Below are 21,656 nucleotides of genomic sequence, written 5' to 3'. Positions count from 1 at the left end.
AAGTTACTTGAAGGAAGATCGACATGAATATGGGTTCCAGAAAATACGCTGTTAATAGTTATAAGTCCGGAATGGCTTCTGAAATTGATGGGGCCAGTCCGCACCGGTTAATTCAAATGCTTTATGAGGGAGGGTTGCAGAAGATTGCCGTTGCCAAAGGGGCAATTCAACGCAATGAAATTGCGACCAAAGGTGAGAATATCAGTCGTGCAATAGCCATACTGGGCGGATTGCGTTCGAGTTTGGATCTGAGTCAGGGTGATATTGCGGTCAATCTGGACAATCTTTATGAATATATGGAGCGCCGTTTGCTTGAGGCGAATATCAAAAATGACGAACAGATTCTGGATGAAGTGAGTGGCTTGCTCAGGGATGTAAAATCTGCGTGGGATGCCATCAGTGTTTAGCTTTTTATTTCCTGTTGGGTTGATATGAGTCCAGCTACCTTAGAGCATGCGCTAGATTTGACGGAGCAAATGCTGATGCTTGCTTTGCAGCAGGAGTGGCAACAGTTAAACCAGCTCGAAGCGTTACAGCGTGAAACGATTCAATCGTTCTTCAATCAGGGGGCGGTTCTGACTCAAAATGATCAGTCGCTCATTATCAAAATTAATTCACTGTTGGATCAAGTGATTGCCTTGAGCGAGGATCAGATGCATTCCCTTAATGATCAAATGACACAGATGAAAAAGGGGCGCGCCGCGGCTAAAGCGTATGGGCAAGGCGAGCCTTAGTGTTTTTTGAGTATCAGTTCCAATACCAGTTTGCTGCCGAAATAAGCTAGCAGTAGCAGAATAAATCCTATCAAAGTCCATTGAATGGCGGTGTTTCCCCGCCAACCATAACGAGAGCGTCCAATCAAAAGACATGAAAAAATGATCCAGGCAAGGATAGAAAGTACGGTTTTATGGACTAAGTGCTGAGCAAACAAATCTTCAATAAAAATAAATCCGGTCAGAAGCGACGCCGATAAAAACAGAAGTCCGTAACCAATCATTTGAAAAAGTAATGACTCCATTGCTTGCAATGGCGGTAATGACCTTATCAGTTTTCTGGGATGGTGACTGCGTAACTGTTGATCTTGAATAGCCAGCAGCGCAGCCTGAAGCGCGGCAATGTTGAGCAGGCTGAACGCCATGATGGATGTGAGTATGTGCGTTGACATTTGCCAGCTGTAAGACACCGGCGTGAATGATGCTTCGGGCATCGCTATTTCAAGTCCAAGCATCAAGGATGCCAGTGGGAATATAACAATACCCAGTTTTTCCACGGGTTTGTCCAATACCGCAATCAGCAGAAGTATGGCAATTGACAGAGAAATTAATGAGGCCGTACTGAAGAAACTGAAATTAAAGCCTTGATGTTTATCTGTGACTAAAGCGATGTTGATGGCATGGAGTGAAACAGCTATCCAGGCAATAATTAAAAAAGGGCGCCGTGTTTTAGCTTTAAACAAGTCTTTTAATAAAAGAAATGTGGCGGATAGATAACCTAGGATGGATAAAATACCGGTTAATAGGGCGGCCATATGTGTGGTTGATGTCAGGTTGTCAATGTTGTCGATCAGTAAAGCTTAAGTATGGATCTTGATCATTCAATTGTAGGGAGTGAAAAGCAACTTTAGCACTCATGCCTTGATTCAGTTAGATCCCGTTTTTCTGTCTTGCAGGATTTTTGCGGTCACTGATTTTGCTTAATTACCCCGGTCTTGCAATCATTAAACAAATCAAAAGGCGTATTCGTTACGTTATGTTAATATATCGAGCTGAATAGTCCTAGCGCATTTACGTATAGGCATATGACTCATTTCTGAAGGTGTAGACGCAGCCATGTTTGATAATTTAACCGATCGATTAAGTAGTACGCTAAAAAAAGTTAAAGGTCAGGGAAAGCTGACTGAGAGCAATATAAAAGAGACGTTGCGCGAAGTTCGCATGGCGCTTTTAGAGGCCGATGTTGCTTTGCCGGTAGTAACCGATTTTATCGAACGCGTTAAAGAAGGCGCTCTAGGCCAGCAGGTTCAAACCAGTTTAACGCCAGGCCAGGCTTTGATTAAGCTGGTTCAAGCGGAACTCGTCAAGGTGATGGGTGAGGCTAATGAAGAGCTTAATCTGAAAATGAACCCTCCCGCTATCATACTGATGGCCGGATTACAGGGGGCCGGTAAGACGACAACGGTTGCCAAGTTAGGCCGCTGGCTGCAGTTGAACAAAAAGAAAAAAGTCGGGGTTGTCAGTGCTGACGTTTACCGTCCAGCGGCGATCAAGCAATTGGAAACATTGGCTAACGATCTGGATTTGACGTTTTTTGAGAGTGATATTTCTCAAAATCCGGTAGATATTGCCCGCAATGCAATTGAGGCGGCTAAGAAGAAATTTCTGGATGTGGTCATAGTCGATACCGCGGGCCGTCTTCACGTCGATGACGAAATGATGGCTGAGATTAAGGCCTTACATGCGGCGATCAATCCTATCGAAACCTTGTTTGTTGTCGATAGTATGACCGGCCAGGATGCGGCAAATACGGCCAAAGCGTTTAATGACGCTCTGCCGCTTACCGGTGTGATTTTGACCAAGGCTGATGGTGATGCCAGAGGCGGTGCTGCATTATCAATCCGGCATATCACTGGTAAACCCATCAAGTTTATCGGGGTGGGTGAGAAAACTGATGCGCTGGAGCCTTTTTACCCTGATCGGTTGGCTTCGCGTATATTGGGGATGGGCGACATCCTGGGTTTGATCGAAGAAATTGAGCAAAAGGTTGATAAAGCCAATGCTGAAAAACTCGCCAAAAAACTGCAAAAAGGTAAAAGTTTTGATCTGGAAGATTTGCGCGAGCAGTTAGTGCAAATGCAAAAAATGGGTGGCGTAGGATCCATGCTGGAAAAATTGCCGGGAATGAGCGATATTCCGAAAGAAATGAAAGAAAAAGTTAAGGATAAAGACATAGCAAGGCAAGTCGCCGTTATTAATTCAATGACGATGAAAGAGCGGCGCTACCCTGATTTAATCAAGGGTAACCGCAAAAAACGAATTGCAGACGGATGCGGGCAAGAGTTGCAGGACGTCAATCGTATTCTCAAGCAGCATAAAATGATGGAAAAAATGATGAAACGATTCAAAAAGGGCAATATGGCCAATATGGTTCGTGGATTGAAATCCAATATGCGCGGCATGAAAATGTAGGTGATACAACAAGCGTTCGCAATGAGTGAGCGTTTGAGCAAGATAGAGTAATATTCCGTACCAAAGCCAGTTTAGAAATTTAGCCCTTCACATATTTCTAAAAATGCGTAAAATAGTGCGATTAATTTTTTGAATAATGTTTCGAGGAAACTAGATGGTAACCATTCGTCTTTCAAGAGGTGGCGCAAAAAATCGCCCTTTCTATCAAGTTGTAGTGACTGACAGTAGAAGTAGCCGTGATGGACGCTACATCGAACGTGTAGGCTTTTTTAATCCTATCGCTCGCGGTAATGAGCAAAAATTACAGTTGGATGTTGAGCGGATTGCTTTTTGGCAAGCTAGAGGCGCACAGCCTTCTGAACGCGTTGCAAGCTTGATAAAAAACGCAAAAAAAGCAGCAGCTTAAAATTTGTCTAAGTCTTATTCAATCGATGTCGGTGAAATTTCCGGCGTTTTTGGTTTAAAAGGCTGGGTAAAGATATTCTCATTTACGAACCCGCGTGAAAATATTCTGTCCTATTCACCTTTGGTTTTAACGAAGGGTGGAAACAGTAAATCCGTAGAGGTTGTAGAAGGGCAAAGGCAAGGAAAAACAGTTGTCGCTCATATCAAAGGCGTCAATACCAGAGAAGATGCTGAAGCGCTTTTGGGTTCGAAAATCTCTGTTGATCGTAGTCAACTGCCTGATCCGGATGAAAATGAGTATTACTGGACCGATCTTGTTGGTTTGAAAGTGCTCACTACTGAAGGTTTAGATTTAGGTTTGGTTGATCATTTACTGGAAACCGGGGCAAACGACGTGCTGGTTGTTATTGGAGACAGAGAACGGTTAATCCCGTTTGTCATGAATGATTATGTCATCAAAGTCAATTTTGAAGACGGTCAGATTATAGTGAATTGGGATCCGGATTTTTAGCTTTAGACATGCGATTTGACATCATAACGTTGTTCCCCGAGATGGTTATCGGAGCCTCAGGTTATGGTGTGACTGGCAAAGCCATTCAGAGTGGACTGGTAAGTTTAAAGGCCTGGAATCCAAGAGATTTTACTGTAGACAAGTATCGGACAGTAGACGATAGGCCTTATGGCGGTGGACCGGGGATGGTTATGAAATACCAGCCTTTGTTCGATACGGTCAACGCTATAAAAGCCGAACAGAAAAATAAAAAACTCAAAGTGGTCTACTTAAGTCCGCAGGGATGGCCTATCAGTCAGAGTTTGTTAACGCAAGCGGTGGAATTGGAGCAATTGATCTTAATTGCCGGCCGATATGAAGGGATTGATGAACGCTTTGTTCAACACGTTTGTGACGAAGAATGGTCTTTAGGCGATTATGTGATCAGTGGCGGCGAACTGGCTGCGCTGATTGTGGTGGATGGTATTACACGTTTGTTGCCGGGTGTGTTGGGGGATGAAGAGTCTGCAAAGCAAGACTCGCACATGGACGGGTTGCTTGATTTTCCTCATTACACGCGACCTGAGAAAATTGATGAGAATAGCGTACCGGCGGTTTTATTGAGTGGCAATCACGCGGAGATTGAGCGGTGGCGTACCAAGCAGGCATTGGGGCGAACCTGGCTTAAACGTCCGGATTTGTTGAAAAACAAGCCATTAGATGAAATGCAGCGCAAACTGCTGGAAGAATTTATTGTGGAATTGAATAATTTAAGGTGTGGTAATGAGTAATATTATAGATGTTTTGGAAGCGGAACAGCTGAGAAAGGACATACCCGTGTTCGGCGCTGGTGATACCGTTGTTGTACAAGTTAAAGTAAAAGAAGGCGAACGGGAAAGAATACAGGCTTTCGAAGGAATCGTAATTGCTAAACGCAATCGCGGTCTGAATTCATCGTTTACCGTCAGAAAAATATCACACGGTGAAGGTGTTGAGCGGGTTTTTCAAACCCACAGTCATTTGATCAGCGAAGTGCAGGTTAAAAGACGCGGTGCCGTCCGCCGCGCTAAGTTGTATTATTTGCGTGACTTGACGGGTAAAGCGGCTAGAATCAAAGAAAAAATTTAATTCGGCATCGAAATACCGAAAAAAGGCAGCCTAGGCTGCCTTTTTTGTTGGAGGCAAAGCATTAATTCCTTACTTACTCTTAATGTCATGACGTTTAGTGTTGAATGGGTTGATACGGCAGAAGGTCTGCAGGAATCCCAGATTATAAATCTCCCATTTGCTGATATAAAAATTGACCGGCGGGGAGATGTGATAGTTTCTGCTGACTGGGTGCTAAGTGCCGATCCGGTGGCTAAAAAGCACGCTGATGTAACGATGACATCTGTTTGGCTGGAGTGCTGGCAGCAAGCGGATAAATCAACAAGCCTCAAATTACTTAAGCAAGGAACGTGCTATCAGTTTAAAGTTTGGCAGGAATTGCTCAAAATTCCCTTTGGACACACAATGACCTATAAAGCCTTGGCGTTGCAAATCGGTTCAGGGGCCAGAGCGATTGGTAACGCCTGCAAAAAAAATCCCTATCCTTTAATTATTCCGTGTCATCGGATCGTTGCGGCTCACGGCTTGGGCGGATATAGCGGAGAAACTCAAGGCGATTTAGTGGCAATCAAGCGAAAGTTATTAGCGGCCGAAGCAATGTTTAAATATGTCACTTGATTTAATCGACACATTTCTTGACATGCTGTGGGCTGAACAAGGCGTGAGTGAAAATACCTTGTCTGCCTATGGCAGCGATTTAAAGATATTTTCCAAATGGTTAAAAGAAAAATCCCTGATAGAGGTTATGTCTGATGATATCTCAGCTTTTTTAGCCTATCGCTATAAGCAAGGTATTGGTAACCGCTCAACTGCGCGAATCCTGTCTAGTCTGAGAAAGTTTTATGGTTACCTGCTAAGAGAAAATCAGATTGTTATCGACCCAACCTCGCTTATCGATTTACCCTATATCGGCAGAAAATTGCCGATATCACTTTCGGAGCAAGATGTTGAGAGTCTTCTTAATGCGCCGGAGACAGTCCATGTGCTTGGGCACAGGGACAGAACCATGTTGGAAATGCTTTATGCGACAGGTTTGAGGGTATCGGAGCTGGTCGGGTTAAGATTAGAACAAGTCAGTTTCAGGCAAGGTGTGGTGCGCATTACCGGTAAAGGCAATAAGGAGCGTTTGGTGCCGGTGGGCGAAGAAGCCATGACCTGGTTGCAAGAGTATTTTGAAAGGACACGGCCGCAGTTGCTGAAGGAACGGCGCTGTGAGTTCCTTTTTGTAACGCAACGCGCTGAAGGCATGACACGACAGGCGTTTTGGCATATTATCAAACGGCATTCAAAGCAGGCCGGTATCACTAAGGATTTATCGCCTCACACGCTGCGTCATGCCTTTGCTACGCATTTGTTGAATCACGGTGCTGATTTGCGTGTCGTGCAGTTGCTGTTAGGGCATTCGGATTTATCAACGACACAGATATACACCCATATTGCACGTGAACGTTTAAAAGATTTACATGAAAAATTCCACCCCAGAGGATAAATGCAAATGGCAAAATTGATTCATCCAACCGCTTATATAGCCGATAAAGCCGAATTGGCTGACGATGTCAAAGTGGGTCCTTTCGCAGTGATTGAAGAGGACGTTCAAATCGGTCCCGGCTGCCAAATAGGCGCGCACGCCGTTGTACAGCGCTATGTCAAAATGGGCTCAGGAAATGTTTTGCATCCTCACTCCGTGTTGGGAGACTTGCCTCAGGATCTTGGTTTTAAACCGGAAACCGTTACCTGGCTGGCTATTGGCGATAATAATGTATTCAGAGAGGGTTTTACCGCGCACCGAGCCACTAAAGAGAACGGTGAAACGCGGATAGGTTCAGGCTGCTATTTTATGAATAACAGTCATGTCGCACACGATTGTGTCATTGGGGACAACACCATATTTGCCAATAATGTCGCGATTGGAGGCCACGTCGAGGTAGGTCATAAAGTATTTATGGGGGGCTCGGTGGTGGCGCATCAGTTTTGCCGAATCGGTGCATACGCGATCGTACAGGGTACCACCGGTCTTAATATGGATGTGATACCTTTTATGCTGATTGGCGGCCGCCCCGCCCGGCATTATCGTCTTAATACCATAGGATTACGACGCGCTGGCATTACCGGTGACCGTTATAAAGTGCTGGAAACGGCATTTCGGCTGCTAAAAAAGAAAAAAAGCATAGATGAGCTGGAGGAAACTGAAGAGATTCTGCTGCTTAAAGAGTGGCTGTCTGTTAAATCCAAACGGGGCTTGCACGGTTTTATCGAGCTTTCCAGGGCAGAAGACCGATAAGTCGGATTGGATACCCGTATCCAGTTTACGGGTATCCTTAATTCCGGGGGAGTAAATTGTCGGGCGTTAACAGCGTGTTTACCGCCGGTTTAGAGTTATCTGCTTCTGGATAATCCAGCGTGTAGTGTAGGCCCCGGCTTTCCTTGCGTTGCTGGGCGCAGCGAATGATCAACTCCGCTACAATCACCAGATTCCGAAGTTCCAGCAAGTCGCTGGTGACTCTAAAGTGACTGTAGTATTCGGTGATTTCGCTTTTAAGCAGTTCAATACGGCGCATGGCCCGGCTCAAGCGTTTATCTGTTCTGACTATGCCGACATAGTCCCACATAAAGTTTCTGAGTTCGTTCCAGTTATGAGAAACCACGACTTCTTCATCCGAATCACCGACTTTCGATTCGTCCCACTCAGGAATGGCAACAACAGCGGGTGTGGAGGCTAGATTTTTTAAAATATCGCGGCTTGCCTGCTCTGCAAATACCAAGCACTCCAGCAGTGAATTGCTGGCCATGCGATTTGCGCCGTGCAAACCCGTAAAAGCCACTTCGCCCACAGCATAAAGATTGCTGATATCTGTGCGGGCGTTTTGGTCGGTGACAATGCCCCCGCAGGTATAATGGGCGGCGGGAACCACGGGTATCGGTTGTTTTGTAATATCAATACCCAGCTTCAGACACGTTTCATAAATATTCGGGAAATGTTCCAATATGAACGAGTTGGGCTTGTGGCTGATATCCAGATAAACGCAATCAATTCCGCGTTTCTTGATCTCGTGATCAATTGCTCTGGCAACAATGTCCCTAGGCGCCAGTTCTTCCCGTTTATCGAATCTTGCCATAAACCGGGTGCCGTCAGGCAGGATTAACTTTCCTCCTTCACCTCTGACCGCCTCACTAATCAGGAAAGAGCGGCCAAGCGGATGATAAAGACAGGTCGGATGGAATTGCATGAATTCCATATTACCGATCCGGCAGCCTGCCCGCCACGCTAATGCAATGCCATCGCCGGTAGCAATTTGAGGGTTGGTGCTGTATAGATAGACTTTGCTGGCGCCCCCGGTTGCCAGGGCAAAAATACGGGCTGCAATAGATTTGACTTTTCCGGCTTTAACATCCAGGACGTAGGCTCCAATTACCCGGTCAGGTGCTTTGCCACATTTAGGGGTTGTAATCAGATCAATGACGTTGTGGTGTTCAAAAATTGTAATATTCGGATGTTGCTTGGCTCTGCTGACTAACGATTCTGATACCGCTTTACCCGTGGCATCGGCTGTGTGCACAATACGTCGGTGAGAATGGCCACCCTCGCGGTTTAAATGGAACTGCGTCTCTCCGCTGCTGGATTGTTCCTCGGTAAATGCGACTCCCTGGCTTTTAAGCCACTCGATCGATTCTTTGCCATGGGTGACTGTGAGTTTCACTATTTCCGGGTCGCATAGCCCGGCACCTGCATCCAGCGTGTCAGCGATATGGGATTCCAGAGAATCCTGCGCATCCAGTACTGCTGAAATTCCGCCTTGCGCATAAGCAGTACTTCCCTCAGAAACTGTAAACTTTGATAAGATGGCAATGCGCGTATAGTCAGCCAGTTTAAGTGCCAGGCTTAGCCCTGCAGCGCCACTACCGATTATAAGTACATCATAGTTTTGTTGAATGTTGTTACTTTCTGACATTACTGATAATTTTTTTTACGAGAAGTATTCAAACCCGTATAGCTCGATTGCTAAGGTTAATGGATAATAACGTTTTTTTTACCGATAGCAATTTTTTTTGCATCCATAGAACTTGTACGGTTTGGTTTGGTCTATTTGAATGAATTTAGAATGCTGTGAAAAATAAAACAGGGAACAGCGAAGAGCTTGATCAAGACTTGGTGCTGCGTGTGCAGCAGGGCGACAAGTCGGCCTATGATTTGTTGGTGATAAAATACCAGCATAAAATCATTCAATTGGTTAATCGTTATGTCAAAGATCAAAGCGAAGCTCAGGATGTTGCTCAAGAAACATTCATAAAAGCTTACCGCGCACTGGGAAATTTCAGAGGCGACAGTGCTTTTTATACCTGGCTTTACCGGATTGCCATAAATACGGCAAAAAATTATTTGGTCGCCAGAACGCGACGTGGTTCAGACAGTGAATTGGATATTGATGACGAAGAGCAAGTCCACAATATCAATGAGCTCAAAGGTCTGGATACGCCGGAACAGCTGTTATTGAATGATGAAATTATAGAAACAATCAGATCAGCGATAGAGAAATTACCTGAAGAAATGCGCATTGCAATCACTCTGCGGGAATTCGAGGGCATGAGCTATGAAGAAATAGCTGAGGCAATGGATTGTCCGGTAGGTACGGTGCGTTCTCGTATTTTTAGAGCTCGTGAGGCAATAGATAGTAAATTGAACCCTTTATTGGGATAACGGTGGTTTTTGATGATTGAAGAACTGAATCAAAAAATTTCTCAATTAATTGACAATGATTTAGACAAAGAAGAGGCGCTAGTCCTTCTTAAAAAGATGAAGCAAGACCCTGTTTTGCAGGCAAAATTAAGCCGCTATGAAACGATAGGTCATGCCATCAAATCGGATGTTTTCCTGTCGGTTGATTCTGATTTCGCAGCCCGGGTAAATCAGGCGATTCATAAAGAACCTGTCTACTTATTGCCCAGACGAAAGGCTGTGTTTAACCCTAATTTGAGACTTTCCGCATTAGCGGCATCCGTTGCATTGCTGGCTGTTTTGGTTTCTCAGGGCTTTCAAACCTATAGTCCGTCTGAAGCCCTCACTAAACCAAGCCTAGTTATTGCTTCAAACACTAAGCCAGAACCTTTAAATACATTGGTCCAGGTATATCCTCCGGTGGTTCCGTCAGACAGGCCCTTGGAAACAAAGGCGGGGACGGTTCAGCCATCCGTGTCACGTTTTGCGGAATACCTTCAAGCCCATAACAGCACCCGTTATATTGACGGGGGATTTGAGCGTCAACCTTATGCTCGAGTCGTGAGTTACAGTCAGGAATAACCCCGTGTTAAAACTGTTTAGTCTTATTCTGATCCTGGCTGCGGCAAATGTTTTCGCGGATGAAGCTCAGCCATCACCAAGCCAAACGCTGATGAAAATGCAGCAAGCCATGGATTTGCTGAATTACCACGGTACTGTAGCTTTCCTTAGAAATGGAAAATTAAACACGCTCAAATATTCTCACGCTTCAATTGAAGGGCAAAATCAGGAGCGTCTTATTACGTTAAACTCTCCCATGCATGAAGTTATCCGGGATGCAGATAAGGTCAGTTGTTTCTTTGAGACAACTTCCAGGGTAGTTGTCGATCACCGGCCGTCCGCCCGTTCATTTCTAATGGATTTGCCTGAGCGTATGGACGGCGTTGAAGAATATTATGACCTGACTTTTTCAGGTGAAGAGCAGGTCGCTCTTCTGACGGCGAGAGTTTTGGATATCAAGCCTAAAGACGCTTTCAGGTATGCCAGACGGATCTGGGTAGAAAAGCAGCAGTTTTTGCCTTTGAAAATTGAAGTCTATGATCAAAACAACGATACGATTGAGCAGGTGGTCTTTACAGAAATGACGCTGGAAAAGTCGCTGCCCCTGGTTGATGTCAATGCCAGCTTTTCTGGACGGGAAATACAACATATCCATGACCGAATGCCCATGCCTTTTGATCAGGCTGGATTTGAGCTGACGCAAGTGCCGGGTGGTTTTAATCCTCAATTTTACATTCAGCTCAATATGAGTGATGCAGAGCAGCCTGTTGAGCATTTATTGCTGAGTGATGGATTTTCATCGGTGTCTGTTTATCTGGAACAAAAAAATGAAAAGATGGAGTTGGGCGCTAGTTCATCCGGTACAGTCAATTCATTTAGCCGCCTGGTTGATGGTTACCTTCTCACCGTGATGGGTGAGGTGCCTCCGGCAGCTGTTAAGCTGATAGCAGAAGGGGTCAGGCTTCGTTCTGATTGAAATCGCCAATCCGTTTTCCTGATAAAAGAAAATTATGGGTCATCTGATAGTTGATAAAAATGATACTCGAATTCTTTCAGGCCCAACGTCCAGTGTTTTTGAGTGTTTCGGCAAACCCCTTTCTACGCATTATCATTTGGATTCTAAAGTTTTAGCTGTATTCTTAGACGTCTAAATCCCCACAAAAACTGAATTAGCTGGTCTAACCATTTACGGGGACAGCGCTGGATTTTTTTATTTGAGTCTACCCGGAGGTTTTATGCTCAAAAATAGTTACGGAATTTTCTTGCTGTTGTTGATGGCTGCGCAATCAGCGATTGCTCAACTGCCTGATTTCACCAACATGGTCAAAGAAAATGGTAAAGCTGTCGTTAATGTCAGTACAAAACAAAAAATGCCTGAAAATGACATGGTCGGAACAACTGAAATGCCTCAGTTACCGGAAGGCATTCCGCCGGAAATGGAAGAATTGTTCAAACATTTTTTTCAAGGACCGGGTGGCGGCATGGCGCCACGTGAAACTAATTCTTTGGGTTCCGGATTTGTTATATCCAGCGATGGCTATGTGTTAACTAACCACCATGTTGTTAATAATGCCGATGAAATCATCGTAAAACTATCTGACCGCAGGGAAGTGCCGGCCAAGTTAATTGGTTCAGATGCCCGGACTGACGTGGCTTTATTGAAAATAGAGGCTACAGATTTACCTGCGGTTGTCATCGGTTCTCAGGAACAGTTGCAAGTGGGGGAATGGGTCTTGGCGATAGGCTCACCGTTTGGATTTGAGCAATCAGTGACAGCGGGTATCGTAAGCGCTAAAGGCCGGAGTTTGCCGGGGGGGAATTATGTGCCTTTTATTCAAACCGATGTTGCGATAAATCCGGGTAATTCAGGCGGTCCGCTGTTTAACATGGATGGTAAAGTGGTCGGCATAAATTCTCAAATCTATAGTCGTACGGGCGGTTTTATGGGGCTTTCTTTCGCCATTCCAATGGATGTGGTGATGAACGTTGTTGATCAGATTAAAACTAAAGGGAAAGTGTCACGCGGTTGGTTAGGTGTTCAGATTCAAGATGTTACCCGGGAATTGGCCGAGTCATTTGGGATGAAAAGACCTGTTGGTGCATTGGTCGCAAAAATTGTTTCCGGAAGTCCTGCAGAGGATGCGGCGTTGCAAATTGGCGATATCATCACCGAGTTTAACGGTACCCCGATAGAAATGTCTGGAGATTTACCGCCCATAGTTGGCATGACTCCGATTGATCAAAAAGCCAGCTTAACTTTGATCCGTCAAGGTGAGAAAAAAACAATACCGATTAAAGTAGGCTTGCTGCCCGAAGAAGAAAGTGAGCAACCGGTCGAGAAAAAAGAAGTTAAGCCGACTAATCGTCTGGGAATTTCAGTCACTAATTTAACTGATGAGCAAAGAGAGCAATTACAAGTCATTAAAAATGGCGTTCTAGTTGAGATAGTTGCCAGAGGACCTGCATCGCAAGCGGGTATTCAAAGCGGTGATGTGATTTTACGCATCAATAATAATATCGTCCGTGATGTGGCTGATTTTGATAAGATAGTCAGTCAACTTTCTGCCGGGAAATCAATTGCAGTTTTGATCCAGCGTCGCGGAAATCCGGTATTTTTAGCAATTAAACTAGACAAGTAACCAGTGGATTTAAAAAATATAAGAAATTTCTCCATTATTGCGCATATCGATCACGGAAAATCGACCTTAGCAGATAGGTTTATCCAGATTTGTGGAGGACTCACAGATCGGGAAATGGGTAATCAAGTGCTTGATTCCATGGATATTGAGCGCGAACGCGGCATTACCATCAAGGCACAAAGCGTTACTTTGTTTTATACTGCAAAAAATGGTGAAACCTATCAGCTTAATTTTATCGATACGCCCGGCCATGTGGATTTTTCTTACGAAGTGTCGCGGTCTCTCGCTGCGTGCGAGGGCGCTTTGCTGGTTGTTGATGCCGCACAAGGTGTTGAAGCCCAAAGTGTAGCCAACTGCTACACCGCTATAGAGCAAGGCCTTGAAGTGGTTCCTGTGCTTAACAAGATTGACTTGCCTTCTGCCGAGCCGGAGCGAGTCGCTGCCGAAATAGAAGACGTTATCGGCATTCCAGCGGATGCGGCTTTAAAAATTAGCGCAAAAACCGGAATAGGTGTTGAAGATGTTTTGGAACAGATTATTGATCTGGTTCCTTCTCCCAAGGGCAACGAGCAAGGGCCCTTACAAGCGCTGATTATCGATTCATGGTTCGATAGTTATCTTGGCGTAGTTTCCCTAGTAAGAATATTTAACGGTAGTATCCGTAAAAAACAGAAAATTACGATCATGTCTACGGGCAAGTCGTTTCTGGTTGAGAAAGTGGGCGTATTTACGCCAAAGCGTCAAGAGCGGGACGAGCTTAAAACCGGTGAAGTCGGTTTTATGGTAGCCGCTATAAAGGATATTTACGGTGCTCCGGTGGGTGACACGATTACCTGGACTGATAATCCTGCAGATGAACCTGTTGCCGGATTCCAAAAAGTTCAGCCACGCGTTTTTGCGGGCCTTTATCCGGTCAGCTCCGATGATTATGAGGATTTGCGTGAAGCGCTGAACAAGCTCAGGCTTAATGATGCGGCATTGCAGTTTGAGCCTGAAACGTCTCAAGCGTTGGGCTTTGGTTTTCGTTGCGGTTTTCTTGGCATGTTGCACATGGAAATCATCCAGGAGCGGTTGGAGCGGGAATATGATGTGGACCTTATTACCACGTCACCCACCGTAATTTACGAAGTGACAACTCATAACGATGAAGTTTTGATGGTGGATAATCCGGCAAAACTTCCCGATACCGGTACTGTCCGGACCATCAAAGAGCCGATCATTCGCGCAAATATCTTGGTTCCCCAGGATTATTTAGGCGCAGTCATCTCTCTGTGCATTGAAAAGAGAGGATCGCAAAAAGATATGCAGTATGTGGGGCGTCAGGTTTCCTTGCATTATGAGCTGCCATTAAGCGAAGTGGTACTGGACTTTTTCGATCGATTAAAGTCGGCAAGTCGTGGTTTTGCGTCGTTTGATTATGAGTTTCTCCGGTTTCAGGAAGCCGATTTGGTCAAGTTGGATATATTGATAAACGGTGACAAGGTTGATGCCTTGTCCATCATAGTGCATCGGGAAATGAGTCATATCAAGGGCCGCGATCTGGTCGAAAAAATGAAAGACCTGATACCTCGCCAAATGTTTGAAGTAGCCATTCAAGCCGCAATTGGTTCTAAGGTTATTGCCCGATCCACAGTAAAAGCGTTGAGAAAAAATGTCACAGCCAAATGTTATGGCGGTGATATCACGCGCAAAAAGAAACTACTCGAAAAACAAAAGGCCGGCAAAAAAAGGATGAAGCAAGTCGGTAATATTGAGATACCTCAAGAAGCCTTTTTAGCGGTTCTTCAGGTTAATAAAGAGTAATTTCCGCCTAACCATTTTCTTTACATCACCTATCAATTAAACATGGATTTTGATTTCTCTTTTTTTTTGCTGATGGCAACGGTTGTAACAGGTGTTATCTGGGGCGGTTATCTTTTACTGCTCAAATACACACATAAAGAGCCGACTCCTGAAAACGAACCTCTGATTGTCGAATATGCACGATCTTTTTTTCCTATCGTATTGATCGTTTTGGTGTTGCGTTCATTTTTAGTGGAGCCTTTTAGAATTCCATCAGGTTCCATGATGCCGACCTTGTTAATTGGCGACTTTATTTTGGTGAACAAGTTTACGTACGGTGTTCGTTTGCCTGTCATCAATACCAAAGTCATTGACATGAATCAGCCTGAAAGAGGAGATGTTGTTGTCTTCAGGTACCCAAAAGAGCCGACTGTCGATTACATCAAACGGATCATCGGTTTGCCGGGTGATAAAATCGCTTATTACAATAAAAATCTTTATGTCAACGGCTCGCCGGTTCAGCGAGTTTCCTTGGGTATGTACCACGGCGTCGGTCAAGGCCAGTCAATGACCGGTGCTGAACATTTCCAGGAAGATCTTCAAGGGGTTGAGCACAGTATTCTGATACATAATGGCGCGCCTTCGGTGGAAGGTGTTTATGTCGTGCCGAACGGGCACTTCTTCGTCATGGGTGACAATCGCGATAACAGTAACGATAGCCGTTATTGGGGCACGGTTCCCGAGGACAATCTGGTTGGCAAGGCCTTTTTTATATGGATGAGTTGGGATTGGCAGAATAAAGGGATTGGCTTTGACCGAATTGGCACCTTGCTTAAGTAAACTACACTTAATGAGTTCGAATCTGACTCAGGAGTTTTCTAATGAGCTTGTCATCTAATCGCGAAAGCGGTCTGACCTTAATAACCTTGACACTGTTGCTGGGTTTTATTGCCTTTATTACGTTGCTGGTTTTAAAAATCGCGCCAATATATATCGACCACAGCAAAGTGAAAAGTGCTTTGACAGGGGTAGAGCAGATGGAAAATATTGAGACGGTGACCCGGGAAGAGGTATGGAGTTCTCTGGAAAAGCGCTTCAACATGAATTACGTCACGGATATCACTAAAGACAATGTCAAGGTAACGCGCCGTGGCGGCTATTTGAAAGTTGAAATCGAATATGAAGTCGTTAAGCCCATCGTCGGCAATTTGAGTGTGCTGGTAAATTTTTATGAAATTATTGAGGTAGGGCAGGAGTGATAAAAAACCCGGAAGTGCTTTGTAAGAAACTGGGCCTTAAATTTAATGACCCCCAGTTATTTGTCATGGCGCTGACGCATCGAAGTGTAGGTGCGAGAAATAATGAACGATTAGAGTTTTTGGGTGACGCCATTTTAGGTTTTGTCATTGCCGAAAAGCTGCATGAGATTTTTCCCGAGGCCAGTGAAGGCGTGCTAAGCAGGCTCAGGGCCAGCCTTGTGAATCAGTGTTCTTTGGCCGATGTGGCTAGGAAACATAATATTGGTGATTATCTTATTTTAGGTACTGGTGAATTAAAAAGCGGAGGGTTCAGGCGCGATTCCATTTTGTCTGATGCTTTTGAAGCAATTATCGGTTCTCTTTTTAAAGATCAGGGCATTGAAGTCTGCAAACAATGGATTCTGACCATGTTTGACGAAAAATTTACTTGTCTATCGCTGGAAAACTGGCAAAAAGATCCTAAAACTCAGCTACAGGAACTGATGCAGTCTAAAAAACTCAGTCTGCCCGAATATACGCTTTTATCCATGTCAGGTTTGCCTCATGAGCAAACGTTTAAAGTCAAATGCGCTATCGAATTGACTGATAAATTCTCAGTTGGAAAAGGCGTTTCAAGAAAGAGAGCCGAACAGGATGCCGCAGAGCAAATGTTGATCTTGCTAAAGAGAGATAATTAATGAATTGTGGCTATGTTGCTTTAGTGGGTCGCCCCAACGTTGGAAAATCTACATTGATGAATCATCTGCTGGGGCAGAAGATCAGCATTACCTCAAGAAAACCGCAAACAACCCGTCATCGGATTCTGGGAATCAATACCACCGATGAAGGTCAGGCTATCTATATGGATACGCCAGGTATGCATAATAACGAGAAAAAAGCGCTTAACCGTTATCTGAACAGAACAGCAGAATCCACATTGGCGGGCGTTGATGTCGTGGTCTGGTTGATCGATGGTTTGGCGTGGCAGGAATACGATGACGTTATTTTTGCCAAATTAAAACAAGCCGGTTTGCCTGCAATTCTCGCTGTCAATAAAGTGGATAAGGTTAAGGACAAAGACACGATGCTGGCTTTTTTTGCAGAAGCCCAGGCGCGTTTTCCATTTGAGCATATCGTTCCTATATCGGCACTTAAAAACACTAATTTACAGATGCTGGAATCCCTTATCATGAAATTATTGCCGGAGAGAGAATTGATCTATCCGGCAGACCAGATTACCGACAGACCGGAGCGGTTTTTATGCGCTGAAATTGTCAGGGAAAAATTGACTCGACGTTTGGGCGACGAATTGCCTTATGCGCTCACAGTTGAGATCGAGCGCTACGAAGAGCATCCCACCCTGTCAAAAATATACGCCATTATCTGGGTTGAACGGAACTCTCAAAAATCGATTGTCATCGGCAAGCAAGGTGAAATGCTTAAAAACATAGGCACCGATGCGCGTCATGACATTGAGCGCCTGATCGGGCAAAAAGTGTATCTGCAACTTTGGGTCAAGGTTAAACACGGCTGGTCTGATAATGAGCGTGCATTACAGAGCTTAGGATTTAATGAGTGAAAGGCTTGTCACTCTGCAGCCAGGCTTTTTAATACGGCATTGGCCCTATGGGGAAACGAGTTTACTTACGGACGTTTTAACGCGTGATTTTGGCCGGATTTCAATACTGGCCAGAGGCTTGAGAAAGCCAAAATCGAAAATGGCCGGTATTTTGAGGCCATTTTTTCCTTTACTGCTTTCCTACGGTGCCGGGCGCGGTGAATTACATTATTTGTCCCATGCCGAACCTCAGTTCCCTGCTTTTGACAGTTCTCTTCACGGTAAAGCGCTTTTTTGCGGATTTTATATCAACGAACTCATAACGCATTTTCTTCATCAATCCGATCCCCATCCTGAAGTATTTGAGCTTTATCAGCAGACTCTTTTGGCTCTGCAAAATGGCGATGAAGTAGAAAGTTGTCTGCGTTGTTTTGAGGTTAATTTGCTGGAGTTGGTGGGCTATGGTTTGGACATTCGCTATGACAGCCAAACCCATCAATTGGTAGAGGCCGATAGAAAATACCATTTTAGTGTTGAGCGGGGGCCGACGGAAGCGGTTAACGGGGAAATCAATGGAGCCACTTTGCACGCTTTGCATTCTCGTCAGTTCAAAGATAAAGAATCGTTAATGCAAGCCAAAAAAATCATGAGAATGGTGATCGACTTTCATTTGCAAGGCAAGTTGCTTAAAAGTCGCGAGACCATTGCTAAAATCATTAAACAGTTGTGAAGAATGAAAATTACAAATATTTTGCTGGGCGTTAATATCGATCATGTGGCAACTTTAAGACAGGCGAGGGGAACAAAATACCCGGAACCTGTTCAGGCCGCTTTAATAGCAGAGCAGGCCGGTGCGGATGGTATTACCGCGCATCTTCGTGAAGATCGCCGGCATATACAGGACAGGGATATTTATTTGTTGAGTGAGATGCTGCACACCCGCTTGAATTTTGAAATGGCAGTCACTGATGAAATGGTGGCGTTAGCAATAGATGTTGCACCGGCCGCTTGTTGTTTGGTTCCGGAAAAGCGAGAGGAATTAACAACGGAAGGCGGCCTGGATGTGGTCGCCAGTCAACAAAGTATGGCAAAAGTGTGTGATGTGCTGGGTGAGGCGGGCATTGAGGTATCGTTGTTTATAGATCCTGAGCTAAGGCAGATAGACGCTGCGGTTAAAGCGGGCGCTCCTGTTGTTGAATTTCATACCGGCCGTTACGCAGATGCCCGCAATTCAGCACAACTGGCTGTAGAATTGGCAAGGATACAACAAGCGGCGGCCTATGCCCATTCGGTGGGTCTTCAGGTGAATGCCGGTCATGGCTTGAATTTCGCAAATGTGGAAGCTATCTGTCGAATACCTGAAATCGTTGAATTGAACATTGGTCATGCGCTGATTGCACAGGCCTTATTTTCCGGTTTAGCCAAGTCAGTGTCTGATATGAAACAGTTGATGAGACAGGCTCGTTTGGAAAGCATTTGTGCGAAATAGATATGAAACTTGTTTGTTATCAATTAACTTCTGCCGGTGATAGAGAGACTAATCAAGATGCAATGGCGCATCAGATTAACGAAGACTATGGTCTTTTTATAGTGGCAGACGGCTTGGGAGGTTATCAATCAGGCGAAAAAGCGGCTCAATTTTTTTGTCAGGCTATGATGCAATTGGCCGAGCGATACACCGATACCATCCGTTCGTTTCCATTGGATGTGTTATCGGCTTGGGTAGAAGATGCTATCGATGAAATGAAGCGTTTATTCGGTAATGATCCTACTGCAGATGAAGCGCACACGACCTGCGCCATATTATTTGTCAATGACCGGTTTGTTTTGACCGCTCATTGTGGTGACAGCCGGGTTTACCGTATGAGTCCGCGCAAGGTCATTTGGCGCACCCGGGATCATTCGGTTTTACAGAAATTGCTGGATCAGGGCGAGATTACAGAAGAAGAGATGGGCTTGCATCCTGAGCAGAATCAACTCACGCGAAGTATCAATATTGCGAAAAGTCATCCGGTTGAAGTCAATCTTTACCCGTCGATGGAGCCGGGTGAAACCTTTGTGTTATGTACCGATGGCTTTTGGGAACACGTCAAACTACTGGAATGGCTGCAATTGGCAGAGCCTGCCGGCGGACGTGTGGAATTGGGCAAGATGGCGCGTTTGTCGGTGCTGAGAGCGAAAGGAAAGAGTGATAATGTGACCGTCCAATGGGTCAGGTATTTAGCGTAAGACCTTCCGTGGTCCTGGTTGGCCTGATGATTAATGTGTAGCCAGTCCGTGTTTTTGAATACGATAAAGCAGCGTGTCCCGGGAAATACCCAATAGTCGGGCTGATTTGCTGCGATTGCCATTGGTTCTGGATAAGGCCTGATGGATTAAATCGAGTTCCAGGGCTTCCAGTTTGATTCCGGTTGCAGGCAACGTGAAGTCAGTATTAGACGGCTCACTTAAAGTGGGTGTGCTGGGCTTGAATTCATGCGGTAAATTTTCCGGTTCAATCGTTCTTCCTGCCAGTAAAATACTGAGGCGTTCGCATAAATTACGTAGTTCTCGAATGTTTCCCGGCCATGAATAGCTTTTCAGAGTTTTTAATGCCTGTTTGCTAAATTTAGGCGCTGTAATGCCGTGAGTTTCTGAAAAGTGATTAAGGAAGTGCCGTATCAGTTTTTCAATGTCATCGGTGCGTTGAGACAGAGGGGGGATGTCAAGTGGGACAACATTCAGGCGGAAATACAAATCGCGTCTGAAATCGCCTCTTTCAATCTGCTGCAGCAAGTCATTGTTGGTAGCGGCAATGATTCTTACGTCAACAAAATAAGGTTTGGTATCGCCGACCGCCAGACATTCGCCAGTTTCCAGAAAACGCAGTAATTTGGCTTGTATGGTCAAAGGCAGGGAATTGATTTCGTCCAGAAATAAAGTGCCCCCGTCAGCTGCCTGGAATATACCCAGCTTGTTGCCGGTTGCGCCGGTGAAGGCTCCTTTTCTATGACCGAATAATTCGGATTCGACCAAGCTTTCAGGGAGGGCGCCGCAATTGATGGTGATAAAAGGTTTATTGGCCCGGTTGCTTTCTTTTTGAATCGCTTTGGCAAGAACTTCTTTACCGGTTCCTGTTTCTCCTTTGAGAAGTATAGTGACATCGGTAGCGGAAACCATCTTGGCGCTACGAATTAAAGATTCGAGTGCAGGAGACTGACCAATAATAGAATTAAAATGATCCACTGGAACCTCGACTTAATTAAATGTGTTGTAAACGCATGGGGTTTAGCCACGGAAGGGCTGCAAACAAGGCCAAAATGATCATAAAAAGGCCTACGGCCTGTTTAAAATACCGCATCCTCGATAACCTTGTCAGTATGCCGGTCATTATACCGACACCGATGACGGCAGGTAAAGTCCCTATTCCAAATGAGAGCATGGTCAATGCGCTTCGGGTGATGTCACCCGTAGTGGCTGCTAGAGCCAATGCGGCATAAATTAATCCGCACGGAAGCCAGCCCCATACCATTCCGAACAGGAAAGCCTGCAGTCGGGTTTTTACAGGAATCAGTTTTCGTCCGTAGGGTTCTATCAATTTCCAGAAGCGTGAACCTGCTTTTTCAATATAGGCAAAGCGGGGAAACCAGCCCGCAATGTAAAAGCCTGCACCGATCATGATGACTGCGGACAGCATCTGAAACAGGCGGTAAGCAATGGCTTCACCAAAAGGCAGCATCAGTAAAAATTGAACGGCCCCCGCCAATCCACCCGCTATCGTATAGCTGAAAATCCGGCCCAGGTTATAGTTTAAAACATAGGGAAGAAGCCGTGTTTTGTTGTTGCGAATTTCCGGTTTCAGGCTGAGTGTCAATGTGCCGATTATGGAGCCGCACATGCCGATACAATGCATGCTGCTTAATAGCCCCATCAAAAATGACACGAGATAGGAAGAAGTAAAGGATATGTGAAATTCCATAGGCCCAAGACATTAACAC

The 21,656-nt window shown here is 45.1% G+C and carries 26 protein-coding genes; 22 read left to right on the top strand and 4 right to left on the bottom strand.

Annotation, left to right across the window (positions count from 1 at the left end):
• Window positions 1–23 precede the first annotated feature (23 nt).
• Both fliS and GO003_RS01620 read left to right on the top strand, forming a co-directional pair.
• Window positions 24–407 carry a flagellar export chaperone FliS gene (gene fliS / locus GO003_RS01625; protein ID WP_206444572.1) on the top strand — a complete coding sequence of 128 codons (384 nt, stop codon included), beginning with the start codon at window positions 24–26 and terminating at the stop codon, window positions 405–407.
• Between the two features lie 24 nt (window positions 408–431).
• Window positions 432–734, top strand: a complete 303-nt coding sequence (locus GO003_RS01620; RefSeq protein WP_159652146.1) for a hypothetical protein — start codon at window positions 432–434, stop codon at window positions 732–734.
• On the opposite strand, the gene GO003_RS01615 is transcribed toward GO003_RS01620, so the two are convergent.
• A complete protein-coding gene (locus GO003_RS01615; protein ID WP_159652148.1) occupies window positions 731–1,528 on the bottom strand; it encodes a cytochrome C assembly family protein in 798 nt (265 codons plus the stop codon). The two genes, GO003_RS01620 and GO003_RS01615, sit on opposite strands and share 4 nt — an antisense overlap.
• Before the next feature lie 301 nt (window positions 1,529–1,829).
• On the opposite strand from GO003_RS01615, the gene ffh reads away from it, so the two are divergent.
• From ffh to lpxA, 8 genes are all read left to right on the top strand, one after another.
• Complete coding sequence (gene ffh / locus GO003_RS01610; RefSeq protein WP_159652150.1) at window positions 1,830–3,185, top strand: signal recognition particle protein; 1,356 nt, start codon at window positions 1,830–1,832, stop codon at window positions 3,183–3,185.
• Window positions 3,186–3,339: 154 nt separating this feature from the next.
• Complete coding sequence (gene rpsP / locus GO003_RS01605; RefSeq protein ID WP_159652152.1) at window positions 3,340–3,591, top strand: 30S ribosomal protein S16; 252 nt, start codon at window positions 3,340–3,342, stop codon at window positions 3,589–3,591.
• 3 nt (window positions 3,592–3,594) lie between these two features.
• Window positions 3,595–4,101 carry a ribosome maturation factor RimM gene (gene rimM / locus GO003_RS01600; RefSeq protein ID WP_159652154.1) on the top strand — a complete coding sequence of 169 codons (507 nt, stop codon included), beginning with the start codon at window positions 3,595–3,597 and terminating at the stop codon, window positions 4,099–4,101.
• A gap of 8 nt (window positions 4,102–4,109) precedes the next feature.
• Window positions 4,110–4,871 (top strand): tRNA (guanosine(37)-N1)-methyltransferase TrmD, encoded by a 762-nt coding sequence (trmD, locus tag GO003_RS01595; RefSeq protein WP_159652156.1) that lies wholly within the window; start codon window positions 4,110–4,112, stop codon window positions 4,869–4,871.
• The gene (rplS, locus tag GO003_RS01590) at window positions 4,864–5,208 is read left to right on the top strand and encodes a 50S ribosomal protein L19 (protein WP_159652158.1); all 345 of its coding nucleotides are present in this window, start codon (window positions 4,864–4,866) and stop codon (window positions 5,206–5,208) included. Before trmD ends, rplS begins: the two co-directional genes overlap by 8 nt.
• Window positions 5,209–5,295: 87 nt before the next feature.
• The gene (locus tag GO003_RS01585; protein WP_159652160.1) at window positions 5,296–5,805 is read left to right on the top strand and encodes a methylated-DNA--[protein]-cysteine S-methyltransferase; all 510 of its coding nucleotides are present in this window, start codon (window positions 5,296–5,298) and stop codon (window positions 5,803–5,805) included.
• Complete coding sequence (xerD, locus tag GO003_RS01580) at window positions 5,795–6,676, top strand: site-specific tyrosine recombinase XerD (protein WP_159652162.1); 882 nt, start codon at window positions 5,795–5,797, stop codon at window positions 6,674–6,676. Before GO003_RS01585 ends, xerD begins: the two co-directional genes overlap by 11 nt.
• A gap of 6 nt (window positions 6,677–6,682) precedes the next feature.
• Complete coding sequence (gene lpxA, locus GO003_RS01575) at window positions 6,683–7,468, top strand: acyl-ACP--UDP-N-acetylglucosamine O-acyltransferase (RefSeq protein ID WP_159652164.1); 786 nt, start codon at window positions 6,683–6,685, stop codon at window positions 7,466–7,468.
• 37 nt (window positions 7,469–7,505) lie between these two features.
• Here the strand turns inward: lpxA and nadB are convergent, their stop codons facing one another.
• Window positions 7,506–9,137: an L-aspartate oxidase gene (nadB, locus tag GO003_RS01570; RefSeq protein WP_159652166.1), complete on the bottom strand. Its 1,632-nt coding sequence runs from the start codon at window positions 9,135–9,137 to the stop codon at window positions 7,506–7,508.
• Window positions 9,138–9,292: 155 nt separating this feature from the next.
• Between nadB and rpoE the strand changes: the two genes are divergently transcribed.
• The 12 genes from rpoE (at window position 9,293) to GO003_RS01510 (ending at window position 19,908) form a co-directional block, all read left to right on the top strand.
• Window positions 9,293–9,883, top strand: coding sequence for an RNA polymerase sigma factor RpoE (rpoE, locus tag GO003_RS01565; RefSeq protein WP_159652168.1), 591 nt, complete (start codon window positions 9,293–9,295; stop codon window positions 9,881–9,883).
• A 12-nt stretch (window positions 9,884–9,895) separates the two neighbouring features.
• The gene (locus tag GO003_RS01560) at window positions 9,896–10,483 is read left to right on the top strand and encodes a sigma-E factor negative regulatory protein (RefSeq protein ID WP_159652170.1); all 588 of its coding nucleotides are present in this window, start codon (window positions 9,896–9,898) and stop codon (window positions 10,481–10,483) included.
• A 4-nt stretch (window positions 10,484–10,487) separates the two neighbouring features.
• The gene (locus GO003_RS01555) at window positions 10,488–11,438 is read left to right on the top strand and encodes a MucB/RseB C-terminal domain-containing protein (protein ID WP_159652172.1); all 951 of its coding nucleotides are present in this window, start codon (window positions 10,488–10,490) and stop codon (window positions 11,436–11,438) included.
• Window positions 11,439–11,697: 259 nt separating this feature from the next.
• Complete coding sequence (locus tag GO003_RS01550) at window positions 11,698–13,101, top strand: DegQ family serine endoprotease (RefSeq protein WP_159652174.1); 1,404 nt, start codon at window positions 11,698–11,700, stop codon at window positions 13,099–13,101.
• A gap of 3 nt (window positions 13,102–13,104) precedes the next feature.
• On the top strand, window positions 13,105–14,904 hold the full coding sequence (gene lepA / locus GO003_RS01545) for a translation elongation factor 4 (RefSeq protein ID WP_159652176.1): 1,800 nt from the start codon (window positions 13,105–13,107) through the stop codon (window positions 14,902–14,904).
• Between the two features lie 42 nt (window positions 14,905–14,946).
• Window positions 14,947–15,723 (top strand): signal peptidase I, encoded by a 777-nt coding sequence (gene lepB, locus GO003_RS01540; RefSeq protein ID WP_159652178.1) that lies wholly within the window; start codon window positions 14,947–14,949, stop codon window positions 15,721–15,723.
• Window positions 15,724–15,764: 41 nt separating this feature from the next.
• Window positions 15,765–16,142: a DUF4845 domain-containing protein gene (locus GO003_RS01535; RefSeq protein WP_159652180.1), complete on the top strand. Its 378-nt coding sequence runs from the start codon at window positions 15,765–15,767 to the stop codon at window positions 16,140–16,142.
• Entirely contained in the window at window positions 16,139–16,819 is a 681-nt protein-coding gene (gene rnc, locus GO003_RS01530; RefSeq protein ID WP_159652182.1) for a ribonuclease III, read from the top strand. Before GO003_RS01535 ends, rnc begins: the two co-directional genes overlap by 4 nt.
• A complete protein-coding gene (gene era / locus GO003_RS01525) occupies window positions 16,819–17,700 on the top strand; it encodes a GTPase Era (protein ID WP_159652184.1) in 882 nt (293 codons plus the stop codon). Before rnc ends, era begins: the two co-directional genes overlap by 1 nt.
• Complete coding sequence (gene recO, locus GO003_RS01520; RefSeq protein WP_159652186.1) at window positions 17,693–18,409, top strand: DNA repair protein RecO; 717 nt, start codon at window positions 17,693–17,695, stop codon at window positions 18,407–18,409. The genes era and recO overlap by 8 nt, the downstream gene beginning before the upstream one ends.
• A gap of 3 nt (window positions 18,410–18,412) precedes the next feature.
• Window positions 18,413–19,168: a pyridoxine 5'-phosphate synthase gene (gene pdxJ, locus GO003_RS01515; RefSeq protein WP_159652188.1), complete on the top strand. Its 756-nt coding sequence runs from the start codon at window positions 18,413–18,415 to the stop codon at window positions 19,166–19,168.
• A gap of 2 nt (window positions 19,169–19,170) precedes the next feature.
• Window positions 19,171–19,908, top strand: a complete 738-nt coding sequence (locus GO003_RS01510) for a PP2C family protein-serine/threonine phosphatase (RefSeq protein ID WP_159652190.1) — start codon at window positions 19,171–19,173, stop codon at window positions 19,906–19,908.
• 30 nt (window positions 19,909–19,938) lie between these two features.
• Here GO003_RS01510 and GO003_RS01505 read toward each other — a convergent pair whose 3' ends face one another.
• Together GO003_RS01505 and GO003_RS01500 are read right to left on the bottom strand one after the other, a co-directional pair.
• A complete protein-coding gene (locus tag GO003_RS01505; RefSeq protein WP_159652192.1) occupies window positions 19,939–20,904 on the bottom strand; it encodes a sigma-54 interaction domain-containing protein in 966 nt (321 codons plus the stop codon).
• Window positions 20,905–20,920: 16 nt separating this feature from the next.
• Window positions 20,921–21,637 carry a sulfite exporter TauE/SafE family protein gene (locus GO003_RS01500; RefSeq protein ID WP_159652194.1) on the bottom strand — a complete coding sequence of 239 codons (717 nt, stop codon included), beginning with the start codon at window positions 21,635–21,637 and terminating at the stop codon, window positions 20,921–20,923.
• Window positions 21,638–21,656: the final 19 nt, after the last annotated feature.

It is taken from the genome of Methylicorpusculum oleiharenae, assembly GCF_009828925.2.
Classification (GTDB): Bacteria; Pseudomonadota; Gammaproteobacteria; order Methylococcales; family Methylomonadaceae; genus Methylicorpusculum; species Methylicorpusculum oleiharenae.
Note: the sequence above shows the minus strand (reverse complement) of the source record. Positions and strands in the feature narration are given on the sequence as shown.

Coding starts and splice junctions, on each gene's coding strand:
- fliS (WP_206444572.1), top strand. CDS start 24: ATGAATATGGGTTCCAGAAAATACGCTGTTAATAGTTATAAGTCCGGA.
- GO003_RS01620 (WP_159652146.1), top strand. CDS start 432: ATGAGTCCAGCTACCTTAGAGCATGCGCTAGATTTGACGGAGCAAATG.
- GO003_RS01615 (WP_159652148.1), bottom strand. CDS start 1,528: ATGGCCGCCCTATTAACCGGTATTTTATCCATCCTAGGTTATCTATCC.
- ffh (WP_159652150.1), top strand. CDS start 1,830: ATGTTTGATAATTTAACCGATCGATTAAGTAGTACGCTAAAAAAAGTT.
- rpsP (WP_159652152.1), top strand. CDS start 3,340: ATGGTAACCATTCGTCTTTCAAGAGGTGGCGCAAAAAATCGCCCTTTC.
- trmD (WP_159652156.1), top strand. CDS start 4,110: ATGCGATTTGACATCATAACGTTGTTCCCCGAGATGGTTATCGGAGCC.
- rplS (WP_159652158.1), top strand. CDS start 4,864: ATGAGTAATATTATAGATGTTTTGGAAGCGGAACAGCTGAGAAAGGAC.
- GO003_RS01585 (WP_159652160.1), top strand. CDS start 5,296: ATGACGTTTAGTGTTGAATGGGTTGATACGGCAGAAGGTCTGCAGGAA.
- xerD (WP_159652162.1), top strand. CDS start 5,795: ATGTCACTTGATTTAATCGACACATTTCTTGACATGCTGTGGGCTGAA.
- lpxA (WP_159652164.1), top strand. CDS start 6,683: ATGGCAAAATTGATTCATCCAACCGCTTATATAGCCGATAAAGCCGAA.
- nadB (WP_159652166.1), bottom strand. CDS start 9,137: ATGTCAGAAAGTAACAACATTCAACAAAACTATGATGTACTTATAATC.
- GO003_RS01560 (WP_159652170.1), top strand. CDS start 9,896: ATGATTGAAGAACTGAATCAAAAAATTTCTCAATTAATTGACAATGAT.
- GO003_RS01550 (WP_159652174.1), top strand. CDS start 11,698: ATGCTCAAAAATAGTTACGGAATTTTCTTGCTGTTGTTGATGGCTGCG.
- lepB (WP_159652178.1), top strand. CDS start 14,947: ATGGATTTTGATTTCTCTTTTTTTTTGCTGATGGCAACGGTTGTAACA.
- GO003_RS01535 (WP_159652180.1), top strand. CDS start 15,765: ATGAGCTTGTCATCTAATCGCGAAAGCGGTCTGACCTTAATAACCTTG.
- era (WP_159652184.1), top strand. CDS start 16,819: ATGAATTGTGGCTATGTTGCTTTAGTGGGTCGCCCCAACGTTGGAAAA.
- recO (WP_159652186.1), top strand. CDS start 17,693: ATGAGTGAAAGGCTTGTCACTCTGCAGCCAGGCTTTTTAATACGGCAT.
- pdxJ (WP_159652188.1), top strand. CDS start 18,413: ATGAAAATTACAAATATTTTGCTGGGCGTTAATATCGATCATGTGGCA.
- GO003_RS01510 (WP_159652190.1), top strand. CDS start 19,171: ATGAAACTTGTTTGTTATCAATTAACTTCTGCCGGTGATAGAGAGACT.
- GO003_RS01500 (WP_159652194.1), bottom strand. CDS start 21,637: ATGGAATTTCACATATCCTTTACTTCTTCCTATCTCGTGTCATTTTTG.